Origin of the sequence: Epilithonimonas sp., from assembly GCF_032054305.1 — a bacterium.
Classification (GTDB): domain Bacteria; phylum Bacteroidota; class Bacteroidia; order Flavobacteriales; family Weeksellaceae; genus Epilithonimonas.
The window spans coordinates 105,429-117,524 of the sequence record NZ_DAMBSX010000007.1 but is presented as its reverse complement, the minus strand read 5'-3'; the positions used below and the strand labels follow the sequence as shown (position 1 = coordinate 117,524).

The window sequence follows — 12,096 nt, the reverse complement described above, 5'->3', positions numbered from 1 at the left end:
GCTTAATCCGTCTTCCGCTCCCAATCTTTTTTGCCTAGGCTTTTCCCAACGCAAAAAAAAGGATTTCCGCTCAAGCCGGGCTACAGATTCAGCATAAAACACAATCAATTATAACCAGGAAGTTTGTCAATACGTAGGAATCTATACAAAACTTGCAAAGATTGTTACGGAATGACAAACGAAAGTTTAAAAACAAAAAAAATGAGCATCTATAAAGAACTGAAAAGAGAATGTTACGAAGCCAATATGCAGCTCGATGCGTTGAAACTCGTCGTTTACACATTCGGGAACGTAAGCGCCGTTGACCGTGACAAAGGAATTTTTGCCATCAAACCGAGCGGTGTTCCTTACGAATTGCTGAAACCGGAAGACATTGTGATTTTGGATTACGATGCCAATGTCGTTGAAGGAAATTTAAGACCGTCTTCTGATACCCAAACCCACGCTTATCTTTACAAAAACTGGGACAAAATCGGCGGAATCTCACATACGCACGCTATTTATTCTGTAGCTTGGGCACAGGCACAACTGGATATTCCAATTTTTGGCACGACGCACGCAGACCATTTAACGTCAGATATTCCCTGTGCACCGCCGATGCGTGATGATTTAATCGAAGGAAATTATGAATACAATACCGGAATCCAGATTCTCGACTGTTTTAAAGAAAAAGATTTGTCTTACGAAGAAGTAGAAATGGTACTCATCGGAAATCACGGACCTTTCACCTGGGGGGAAAATGCAGAGAAAGCCGTTTATAACAGCAAAGTTTTGGAAACTATTGCAGAAATGGCGTATCTCACAAGACAAATTAATCCTAATGCGCCCCGTTTGAAAGATTCATTAATCAAAAAACATTACGAACGGAAACACGGCAAAAATGCCTATTACGGACAATAATACAATTAAATAAAGTCTGTCATTCTGAACGAAACGTAGTGTAGTGAAGAATCTCAATTAAATATGACCAATAGAGATTCCTCGTTCCTCGGAATGACAAACACAATATTAAACTATCAACAATCAACCAACAACAATCAACTAAAAATATGTTAATACCTCTCAATACGAAAGAAATCTGGTTCATCACCGGAAGCCAGCATTTATACGGTCCTGAAACATTGGCTCAGGTTGCAGAACATTCAGCGAAAATCGTGGAAGCGTTGAACGCTTCTTCACAAATTCCTGTAAAAGTGGTTTTAAAACCAACGGTAAAAACAACGGAAGAAATTTTCGAAACCTTAACTGCCGCAAACTTCGCAAAAGACTGCATCGGAATCGTAACGTGGATGCACACGTTCTCACCCGCAAAAATGTGGATTCGTGGATTGACGGCTTTGCAAAAACCGATGTTGCATTTGCACACACAGTTCAATCAGGATATTCCGTGGTCTACGATGGATATGGACTTTATGAACCTGAACCAGGCTGCTCACGGCGACCGTGAATTCGGATTTATGGTGAGCCGTCTCCGCAAAAACAGAAAAGTGGTGGTTGGACATTGGGCTGAAGATAGAGTTCAGAAACAAATCGGTGACTGGAGTAGAGTTGCAGCTGGTTGGGACGATTGGCAGGGTGCGAAATTTGCGCGGTTCGGAGATAATATGAGATATGTTGCAGTGACCGATGGAGATAAAGTAGAAGCAGAAACCAAGTTTGGTTTTTCAGTCAATACTTGGGGAATTGGGGATTTGGTAAGCGTTGTCAATTCAATTGGCAATGGTGAAATCAAAACCTTAATTGAAGAATATGAAGCTTCATACAAAATGGCAGAATCTCTTCTTTCCGGAGGTTCAAACAGAAAATCTCTGGAAGTTGCTGCAAGAATTGAATTAGGTTTAGAAAAATTTCTAAAAGACGGAAATTTCAAAGGTTTCTCTGATACTTTCGAAGACCTCCACGGTTTGGAGCAGCTTCCGGGAATCGCCGTTCAAAGGTTAATGGAAAAAGGCTACGGTTTTGCTGGAGAAGGCGACTGGAAGACGGCTGCGTTAGTTCGTGCAATGAAAACTATGGGACAAGGTCTGGAAGGCGGAAACGCTTTTATGGAAGATTATACCTACCATTTAAATCCATCAAATCCGTCCGTTTTAGGTTCTCATATGTTGGAAGTTGACCCTGTTTTGGCTGTGGATAAACCATCTTGCGAAATACATCTGTTGGGAATTGGCGGAAAATCTGACCCGGTTCGCTTGGTTTTCAATTCAAGAGGAAATATCGATTCTTTGAATGCGGCTTTAATGGATTTCGGAAATCATTTCAGACTGTTAATCAACAAAACAAAAGCGTTGGAAATTACCGAAGAACTTCCAAAACTTCCTGTGGCAAGAGTTCTTTGGAAACCACTTCCGGATTTGTACACAGCAGCAGAAGCGTGGATTTTAGCTGGTGGAGCACATCACACTTGTTACAGCGAAAACATCAGTGCAGAACAGCTGGAAGATTTTGCGGAAATCGCAGGAATTGAGTCTTTAGTTATTGATGAAGATACGAAAATCCGTGATTTCAAAAATACGCTTCGTTGGAATGAGATTTATTATCGTTAAACTTGCAAAATCATTCAGACTATGAAAAAAATAACTTATAACCTGATTATTGTTGCGTTTTTGAGTATTTTCGGATGCAATAAAAAAGAAAACAGTAATCAGCCTCAAAAAGAACAAATGGAAAATATACAGGTTTCAGACTACGGCGTGACGGCTAAGGGCGATTCTATCAGGAAATTTACGCTCACCAACAAGAACGGGATGAAGATGGAAGTCATTAATTTTGGAGGAATTATCACTTCACTCACCGCTCCCGACAAAAACGGAAAATACGAAGACGTGGTTTTAGGTTTTACGAAGCCTGAAGATTATTTCAACGGAAATCCTTATTATTTTGGAGCATTAATTGGCCGTTATGGAAACAGAATTTCAAACGCCAAATTTACTTTGGAAGGCAAAACCTACGACATCGACAAAAATGACGGACCGAACAGTCTTCACGGTGGAAAAGAAGGTTTTCATACCAAATTCTGGGACATCGAGCCTGTAAAAGATGTGAAATTCCCAACCTTAAAACTGACTTACACCAGCGCAGACGGCGAAGAAGGTTATCCTGGAAAATTAACGACGACGGTTCTTTATACTTTGACAGACGACAACGCTTTGGAAATTACGTACGAAGCTGAAACTGATAAAGCGACAGTTGTGAATTTAACGCAACATTCGTATTTCAATCTTTCAGGGAATTTCTCTAAAACCATTCTTGACCACGAATTGCAGATTAACGGAGATAAATTCACGCCGGTGAATGAAACTTTGATTCCGACTGGAGAACAAAAAGAGGTGAAAGGAACTCCGTTTGATTTTACGGCTTCAAAAGCGATTGGAAAAGATATTTCTGCTGAAGATGATCAACTGAAAAAAGGGAAAGGTTACGACCACAACTGGATTTTGAACGGAAGCGGACTGAGAAGTATTGCAAAAGTGTATCACTCAGAATCTGGAAGAATGATGGAAGTTTTAACCGATGAACCGGGCGTTCAGTTCTATTCCGGAAACTTTTTAGATGGAAAATTTGAGACTAAAACAGGCGGAAACAATGAATTCAGAACCGGTTTTTGTTTAGAAACCCAACATTTCCCGGATTCTCCGAATCAACCTTCATTTCCTTCAACAGAATTGAAACCCGGACAAAAATATCAGACTAAAACGATTTATAAATTCTCAGTTAAAAAATAGGTATGGGAAATTTAGCAACAATAGATATCATCATATTTTTAGTGTATTTTGTGGTGGTTGCCGGTTACGGATTATGGATTTATAACAAAAAAAAATCTGCAGCAACAGGCAGTAAAGATTATTTCTTGGCGGAAGGTTCACTAACTTGGTGGGCGATAGGAGCGAGTTTAATTGCTTCCAACATTTCAGCAGAACAGTTCATCGGAATGTCCGGTGAAGGATTTTTCGTGGGAATCGCGGTTGCAGCTTATGAATGGCTTGCCGCCATTGCATTGATTATCATCGCAGTTTGGTTCATCCCGATTTATCTTAAAAACAAGATTTACACGATGCCACAATTCCTGGAAACCCGTTACAACAAGTCGGTTTCATTGATTATGGCGGTGTTCTGGCTGTTTTTATATGTGATTGTGAATTTGACCTCAATTCTTTATCTGGGAGCTTTAGCAATCGATACTTTGTTAGGAGGCGACAATCTTCACATCATTATGATTGGATTGCTTCTGATGGCTTTGTTAATCGGTCTTGGCGGAATGAAAGTAATCGGTTACACCGACGTTATTCAGGTAGCCGTTTTGATTATCGGAGGTTTCGCAACGGTTTATATGGCGCTACAAATCGTTGACCAAAGAATCAACGGAGCAGCTGTAGGAAATGCTTTTGCAGGCTTCCAGACTTTGATGAACGAAGCTCCGCAACACTTCAAACTGATGTTGGATAAGCCAGTGAAAACAACCACAACTTTGGCAATGCCCGAGAATTTGGATGTTCAGAAATATGTGGTTTTACCTGGATTGGCGATGTATTTTGCAGGACAGTGGATTGTAAACCTGAATTATTGGGGTTGTAACCAATACATCACGCAACGTGCTTTGGGAGCTGATTTGAAAACGGCTAGAACAGGAATTTTGTTCGCAGGTTTCTTAAAATTATTTATGCCAATCATCGTAATGCTTCCGGGAATTGCTGCTTATGTTTTATATACAAAAGGACATTTGCCAGGATTCAATGGGGTGAAAGATGGTGCTTATTCTGCGATTTTAGGATTTTTGCCGACCGGTCTGAAAGGTCTTGCAGTAGCAGCTTTAACGGCGGCGATTGTAGCTTCATTAGCTGGAAAAGTGAACAGTATTTCTACGATTTTCACCTTAGATATTTATAAAAAATATTTAAAAGCTGATGCCACCGAAATACAGATGGTGAGAACCGGACGTTGGGCGATTATCATTGCGATGTTTGTTGCGTTAGCTTTTACTTGGACAGATGTTTTAGGAATCGGTGGAGAAGGCGGATTTACCTTTATTCAAAAATATACAGGATTTATCAGTCCGGGCGTTTTTGCAATGTTCATTTTGGGAATGTTCTGGAAGAGAACTACTGGAACTGCGGCTTTGGTCGGCGTAATTTTAGGTTTCGTTTTAGCGATTTTCTTCAACAGTTTTGCAGTCGATATTTTCGGGAAAGAAACTTGGTTATATACTGCATTTACGTATGAAAAATTAGAAAATGGAGTAGTACACACGATTACTGAGATTCCATTTTTAATTAATATGGGATGGTCATTCTTCTTCACGGTTCTGACGATGGTTGGGATAAGTCTTGCCGGTCCGAAAGTGAATCCGAAAGCATTTGCAATCGATGCATCAATGTTCAAAGTGGACAACAGAACATTGGTTTTAATTGTTGTAACATTACTTTTACTGACCGCCATTTATGTCAGGTTCTGGTAAAATTTAAGCTATAATAAAATGAATGCAGGATGCCAATTTGGTGTCCTGTTTTTGTTTAATTTTGATTTAAATAGACTTTAATGAAAAATTTCGACGAACTGATTCAACAATATTTTGGGTCTCTGACTTCTGAAGAACTGTCGGTTATTCAATCTTATTTTAAAGAAGAGAAATTAAATAAGAATGAAATATTTACCAATTCTGGTGAGATTTGTGACAGGTTGAGCGTAGTGAAATCTGGAATACTCCGTGTTTTTGCATTAACGGAAGATGGAAAAGAAATTACGCAATGGCTTTCTACAAAAGATTTTTTCCTAACCGAAGTAATGGGATTTTTCTTTAATCAACCCAACCGATGGACGATTCAGGCTTTTACCGAAGTCGAATTATTGTCCATTTCCAAAGCAGATTATCTCAAACTTTGTCAGGAATTTCCGAAATGGATTGAAATTGAAAAACAATTTATCATCAAATGTTTTGTGATGATGGAAAACCGAGTTTTTTCGGATCTGTCGATGACGGCAGAAGAACGCTACAATCAATATTTTGAGCAGAACAGAGAATTATTTCATCAGGTTCCGTTGCAATACATCGCGTCAGTTTTGGGAATGTCGTCTGAAACATTCAGCAGAATCAGAAAACGACAGGCAAAAAATTCTTGATTTTTGTCAAGAGGACGTTGTTTCAATTGTCGGACATTTGTCCAATAAATCATAACAATGAAAAATCTTTTAAAGCTCGAAGAAGTGGGGCAATTCGGTTTCGCCATTTTTCTTTTTACTCAGTTAGAATTCCAATGGTGGCTTTTTACACTTTGTCTTTTGCTTCCGGATGTTTCGATGGTTGGTTATTTAGTTAATCCAAAAATCGGAGCTTGGATGTACAATTTTTTTCATCACAAGTTGCTTGCAATTCTTGTTTTGATTATCGGATTTTGCTTGAAAATGCCGATTGTAGAATTTGCCGGAATTATTTTATGGGCGCATTCTTCGATGGACAGAATTTTCGGATATGGATTGAAATTTTCAGATGATTTCAAATATACACATCTAGGCTCGATGGGAAAAAATTAAACTTTTTTAAATCTTAAACATAAACCCTTCCGCCAGTTTTTTCTGATATTTCGCTTCATCAAAACGGTACAGAAAAGACCCTTTTTTAGACGAAGTCATATCTTTTTCCTCGGTTTTCACAAGAATATCCAGCGCATTGATTTTGCTGATGAAATTCCTTTTGTCATATTGTTCATTGAAAATCGCTTCGTACAAACTCTGCAAATCCTTCATTGTGAATTTTTCCGGTAAAAGTTCAAAACCGATAGGTCTTGTGGAAGCTCTTCTTCTCAGTCTCAGAACCGCATCTTTCACCATTTCGTTATGGTCGAAAATTAAGGTCGGAAAATCCTGTAAATCAAACCATTTCGCACTGTATTTTTCATTGATTTGAATGTTTTTTTCAACATTAATCAATGCGTAATAAGAAATCGACATAATTCTGGCAGTCGGTTCACGGTCAATTTGCGTGTAGAAATTGAGTTGTTCCAGATAGATATTTTCCAGTCCGGTAAGTGTGTTCAGAACACGTTGTGCGGCTTCGTCAGCATTTTCATCGTTGCCGATAGAACCACCCATCAATGACCATTCTCCCATTCTGGGTTCAAAATTTCTCTGCACAAGAAGAATCTTTAGGTTTTCGCCATCAAATCCGAAAATGATGCAATCAACAGCAACCAAATGTCGCGGAAAGTGAGAATAGTCTTGGGTCATCGATTATAATTTTTTTACAAAGTTAAAGCTTTTATCCTTTGATTTAGTGATTGATATTATGTAAATGTATTTTTCACACTTTATTTTTACTTTATTTTTGAATTTATTCAAATTTCATCTTTTACAGCAATGTTTTGGGAGCAATAAAATCTGATATTCCTTAAATTTCAATCATAAATCATATTAAATAGAGATGAATTCAATGTTAAAAATATGTTAAAATAAATTTTCTTATCATTTTTAAAAGCATAATTACTCTTTAATAGACTTAATCTGAAAAATACGATAAGCTATTGAAGTAATTTTCAATACCATTCCTAAAACGATCTATATCCATTTTTACATAGGTGGTTTTCATTGTATCGGTCTGATTATGTTTATTTTTAATAATCGTTATTTTTATGATAAGACCAACTAATCTTAACCGCATTTTCCAAACTTTAAAATAAGAATATTTTCGATTTTTTAGGCTTGTTTTCTAAAATTCTTTGTCATTCAGATTCTTTCTTATATTTTAGAAATGTTGAATTAACATTTAATAATGAATAAACATTCACTGATATTGTTTTTAAGTTTTGGAACGCTTGCTTTTGGGCAGGTGAAGAAAAATGTCAGCTATTTTCCGCTCAACAAAGTTCATTTGTCGGAAAGTGTTTTCAGCAAAGCGATGCAGACCGACGAAAATTACATAATGTCGATGGATGCGGACTGTTTGCTCGCTCCGTATTTGAAAGAAGCCGGTCTCAATCCAAAAAAAGAAAACTATCCAAACTGGGAAAACACTGGATTGGACGGTCACATCGGCGGTCATTATATTTCTGCATTGGCGCTGATGTACGCTTCCACAGGTGATAAAAAAGTAAAACAGCGACTCGATTATATGATTGACGAGCTGGAGCGTTGCCAAAATATTTCCGGAAACGGCTACATTTCTGGCGTTCCAAACGGAAAAAAAATTTGGAAAGAAATTGCGGATGGAAATATCCGCTCGGCGACTTTCGGGTTGAATGACCGTTGGGTTCCGTTATACAATATTCACAAAACATATTCGGGTTTACGAGACGCGTATTGGTATGCGGGAAGTGAGAAAGCGAAAAAAATGCTCATCAAGCTAACCGATTGGATGTCTCAGGAAGTTTCTCAACTTTCCGATGAGCAAATTCAGGAAATGCTGAAAAGTGAACACGGAGGACTGAACGAAGTTTTTGCCGATGTTTACGACATTACCAAAAATGAAAAATATCTGAAATTAGCGCATCGATTCTCACATCAGGCTATTTTGAATCCATTGTTGATTCACGAAGATAAACTGACGGGAATTCACGCCAATACACAGATTCCGAAAGTGATTGGCTTTAAAAGAATTGCCGATTTGGAACATAATAAAGAGTGGAGCAGTGCCGCAGATTTTTTCTGGGATAATGTTACGCAAAAACGTTCCGCGATTATCGGCGGGAACAGTGTTAGCGAACATTTTAATTCCATTAATGATTTCAGCGGAATGATTAAAAGTATCGAAGGTCCCGAAACCTGCAATACCTACAATATGCTGAAGCTGACCAAAGAACTTTTCGCGACCAATCCGAAATCATCGTATCTTGATTATTACGAAAAAGCGCTGTACAACCATATTTTGTCCACCCAAAATCCTGATAAAGGCGGATTTGTTTATTTCACACCGATGCGTCCCGGACATTACAGAGTCTATTCCCAGCCGGAAACCAGTTTTTGGTGTTGCGTAGGTTCCGGAATGGAAAATCACGCCAAATATGGTGAAATGATTTACGCCAAGTCGGGTAACGATTTGTTTGTCAACCTGTTTATTCCTTCTGTTTTAAAATGGTCTGAAAAAAAATTGGTGTTGAGACAGGAAAATAATTTTCCCCAGACACCTTCTACAAAACTAATTTTTGACCTTGCTCCAAATTCTGAAATCAATCTAAAATTGAGAACTCCGGAATGGACAAATGCATCACAGATAAGCGTTTCAGTTAATTCAAAAATCATCAATATTCCTGTCGATTCCGAAGGTTATATCAATGTCAAAAGAAAATGGAAAAAAGGCGATGTGGTCGAAATGAAAATGCCGATGCACCTTTCAGCAGAACAACTTCCGGACAAATCGGATTATTTTGCTTTTAAATATGGTCCCGTTGTTTTGGCTGCAACTTACGGAACAGAAAATCAGGACGGATTGTTTGCCGATGACAGCCGTGGCGGACATATTGCGCACGGACCACAGATTGCACTGAATGATATTCCGACGATTCTGGGAAGTTCAGATGCTATGATGAATCATCTGGAAACAGTGAATGGCGAAGATTTGACATTTAAATTAAAAGGTTTATATCCTCAGAATAAATTCGCTGAAGGACTGAAACTGGTTCCTTTCTATAAAATTCACGAGCAACGTTACATCATTTATTTTCCGCAGGCGACTCAGGATAAAATCGAAATGATTCAGAAACAGAAAGCCAAAGAAGAAGCGGAAATCCGAAAACTGGATAACATTACGACCGATAAAATCCAACTCGGCGAGCAACAGCCGGAGTCTGACCACTTTTTCGACAGCAAAGATTCCAACACCGGATATATGGAAGACCACCATTTCCGTGAGGCAAAAGGTTGGTTCAGTTATCAGATGAAAAACAAGGAGAAGAATGCGAAATATCTTTATATTACTTATTTTGACGCCAATAATAACCGTACTTTGAATGCAGAAATCAACGGAATCAAGATGTATTCTAAAAATTTCGAAGGAAAAATGGGCGGTTCACCACAAACTTTACTTATTCCTATCCCTGAATCTGAAATCCGTAAAGAAATTTTGAACATCAAGTTTACTTCAGGTGAAAAATCTTTAACGCCGAAAATCATTGAAGTGAGATTGCTGAATCAAGCTCCAGATAAAAACTAAAAATAACTGCAGAATCAAATTTGCTATGAAAAATAAACTCTTTTTTAAAATATTAATTCTATTCATCGGCTCGCTTTGCATTTCGTTGAATGCAAAAATTAAGCTTCCAACCTTAGTTTCAGACGGAATGGTTTTGCAGAGAAATCAAAAGCTGAATATTTGGGGAAAAGCCGATGCCAACGAAAAAGTGGAAGTGAAATTCCTCAAAAAAAATTATAAAACCTCGGCCGACCAGAACGGAAACTGGAAAATTGTTCTTCCGGAACAAAAAGCGGGCGGTCCGTACACGATGACCATCAACGAAATCACGCTGAAAGACATTATGATTGGCGAAGTTTGGCTCGCTTCCGGACAATCAAATATGGAATTGCCGATGCGAAGACTGACGCCGCTGTACGCCAATGAAATCAAGAATGCGAACAACCAGAATATTCGTTTTTTCACGGTTCCTCAGAAATATAATTTCAAATCGCCTCAAACTGAATTGGATGGCGGAAAATGGGAAGCTACAAATCCTCAAACGATTTTGAACTTTTCAGGTGTAGCATATTTTTTCGCTAAAGATGTGAGTGAAAAAGAAAAAGTGGCGGTTGGAATTATCCATTCGAGTTTAGGCGGTTCGCCAATTCAGGCTTGGATGGATGAAAATTCGCTGAAAAAATATCCTGAATATTTGGATGAAGCCAAAAAATGGCAGAATGATGATTTAATCAAATCTACAGAATCCAACGAACAGGCACTCAGCAAAGCCTGGTACGCAGAATTGGACCAAAGTGATATTGGACTTAATCAACATTGGGAAAAATTTGATTTAAATGATTCTGATTGGAAAACGATGCAAATTCCTGGTTCTTGGGAAGATAGAGAAGGTTCATTTGATGGTTCAGTTTGGTTCAGAAAAGAAATTATTTTAACTAAAAATCAGGCTGGAAAACTGGTGTTTTTAAACCTTGGAAGAATAAAAGATGCCGATGTAACCTATATCAACGGAACAAAAGTCGGAAACGTCACTTACGAATATCCGCCAAGATGGTACGACATTCCTGCCGGAATTTTGAAAGAAGGAAAAAACGTAATTGCTGTGCGGGTTTCCAACGGAAGCGGAAAAGGGCAGTTCATCGCAGACAAACCATATTACCTTGAAATTGACGGACAAAAAATCGACTTAAAATCTGAATGGAAATATAAAATCGGTGCAAAAGTTGACAGAATGGCGCCCGGACAGACCTTCATCCGTTGGAAACCGACTGGTTTGTACAACGCAATGATTAATCCTTTAATCAACTACAACATCAAAGGTGCGCTTTGGTATCAGGGCGAAAGCAACACCGGAAAACCAAAAGAATACGGCGATTTGCTGACGACAATGATTGCAGACTGGAGAAGCAAATGGAACAATAAAGATATGCCGTTTTTCACGGTTCAGTTAGCGAACTTTATGGAAGCAAAATCTCAACCGGCTGAAAGCAATTGGGCTGAGTTGAGAGACCAGCAAAGACAGGTTTCGCTAAAAGTTCCGAACGCAGGGTTAGCAGTAATCATCGATATAGGCGAGTGGAATGACATTCATCCTTTAAACAAAAAAACAGTAGGCGACCGATTGGCTTTACAGGCAATGAAAATCGCTTATGGAAAAAATGTAATTGCAGACGGACCGGTTTATCAGTCAATGAAAATCGACGGCAATAAAATCGCTCTTTCTTTCAAGAACGGAACTGATGATTTCGCACCGGTTTCAGAGCTGAAAGGTTTTGCCATCAAAAATTCCGATGGAAAATGGTCTTGGGCAACCGCAAAAATCGAAGGAAAAACAGTAATAATTTGGAATGATTCGGTAAAAAATCCTGTAGCAGTCCGCTACGATTGGGCAGATAATCCAGACGGAAACCTGAAAAACAAAACCGGACTTTCCGCATCACCTTTCACTACAGAATAAATTTTTAATTCTTTCCTGAGCG

The 12,096-nt window shown here is 38.5% G+C and carries 9 protein-coding genes; 8 read left to right on the top strand and 1 reads right to left on the bottom strand.

What is annotated here, in order from left to right; genetic code table 11:
* The first annotated feature begins 201 nt into the window (after positions 1 to 201).
* From RTX21_RS15900 to RTX21_RS15875, 6 genes are all read left to right on the top strand, one after another.
* Positions 202 to 900, top strand: coding sequence for an L-ribulose-5-phosphate 4-epimerase (locus RTX21_RS15900; protein ID WP_312769160.1), 699 nt, complete (start codon positions 202 to 204; stop codon positions 898 to 900).
* Positions 901 to 1,049: 149 nt separating this feature from the next.
* Positions 1,050 to 2,546, top strand: a complete 1,497-nt coding sequence (araA, locus tag RTX21_RS15895) for an L-arabinose isomerase (protein ID WP_312769157.1) — start codon at positions 1,050 to 1,052, stop codon at positions 2,544 to 2,546.
* Between the two features lie 21 nt (positions 2,547 to 2,567).
* Positions 2,568 to 3,725, top strand: coding sequence for an aldose epimerase family protein (locus RTX21_RS15890; RefSeq protein ID WP_312769155.1), 1,158 nt, complete (start codon positions 2,568 to 2,570; stop codon positions 3,723 to 3,725).
* Positions 3,726 to 3,727: 2 nt separating this feature from the next.
* A complete protein-coding gene (locus RTX21_RS15885) occupies positions 3,728 to 5,455 on the top strand; it encodes a sodium:solute symporter family transporter (RefSeq protein WP_312769152.1) in 1,728 nt (575 codons plus the stop codon).
* 80 nt (positions 5,456 to 5,535) lie between these two features.
* A complete protein-coding gene (locus tag RTX21_RS15880; protein ID WP_312769150.1) occupies positions 5,536 to 6,117 on the top strand; it encodes a Crp/Fnr family transcriptional regulator in 582 nt (193 codons plus the stop codon).
* Positions 6,118 to 6,174: 57 nt separating this feature from the next.
* Complete coding sequence (locus tag RTX21_RS15875; RefSeq protein WP_312769148.1) at positions 6,175 to 6,528, top strand: DUF4260 domain-containing protein; 354 nt, start codon at positions 6,175 to 6,177, stop codon at positions 6,526 to 6,528.
* A 6-nt stretch (positions 6,529 to 6,534) separates the two neighbouring features.
* Here the strand turns inward: RTX21_RS15875 and RTX21_RS15870 are convergent, their stop codons facing one another.
* Positions 6,535 to 7,221, bottom strand: a complete 687-nt coding sequence (locus RTX21_RS15870; protein WP_312769146.1) for an NUDIX hydrolase — start codon at positions 7,219 to 7,221, stop codon at positions 6,535 to 6,537.
* 541 nt (positions 7,222 to 7,762) lie between these two features.
* Here RTX21_RS15870 and RTX21_RS15865 point away from each other — a divergent pair.
* On the top strand, positions 7,763 to 10,138 hold the full coding sequence (locus tag RTX21_RS15865; protein WP_312769144.1) for a glycoside hydrolase family 127 protein: 2,376 nt from the start codon (positions 7,763 to 7,765) through the stop codon (positions 10,136 to 10,138).
* Positions 10,139 to 10,163: 25 nt separating this feature from the next.
* Positions 10,164 to 12,074: a sialate O-acetylesterase gene (locus RTX21_RS15860; RefSeq protein WP_312769143.1), complete on the top strand. Its 1,911-nt coding sequence runs from the start codon at positions 10,164 to 10,166 to the stop codon at positions 12,072 to 12,074.
* The last annotated feature ends 22 nt before the right edge of the window (positions 12,075 to 12,096 follow it).

Coding starts and splice junctions, on each gene's coding strand:
- RTX21_RS15860 (WP_312769143.1), top strand. CDS start 10,164: ATGAAAAATAAACTCTTTTTTAAAATATTAATTCTATTCATCGGCTCG.
- RTX21_RS15885 (WP_312769152.1), top strand. CDS start 3,728: ATGGGAAATTTAGCAACAATAGATATCATCATATTTTTAGTGTATTTT.
- RTX21_RS15875 (WP_312769148.1), top strand. CDS start 6,175: ATGAAAAATCTTTTAAAGCTCGAAGAAGTGGGGCAATTCGGTTTCGCC.
- RTX21_RS15900 (WP_312769160.1), top strand. CDS start 202: ATGAGCATCTATAAAGAACTGAAAAGAGAATGTTACGAAGCCAATATG.
- RTX21_RS15865 (WP_312769144.1), top strand. CDS start 7,763: ATGAATAAACATTCACTGATATTGTTTTTAAGTTTTGGAACGCTTGCT.
- RTX21_RS15890 (WP_312769155.1), top strand. CDS start 2,568: ATGAAAAAAATAACTTATAACCTGATTATTGTTGCGTTTTTGAGTATT.
- araA (WP_312769157.1), top strand. CDS start 1,050: ATGTTAATACCTCTCAATACGAAAGAAATCTGGTTCATCACCGGAAGC.
- RTX21_RS15880 (WP_312769150.1), top strand. CDS start 5,536: ATGAAAAATTTCGACGAACTGATTCAACAATATTTTGGGTCTCTGACT.
- RTX21_RS15870 (WP_312769146.1), bottom strand. CDS start 7,221: ATGACCCAAGACTATTCTCACTTTCCGCGACATTTGGTTGCTGTTGAT.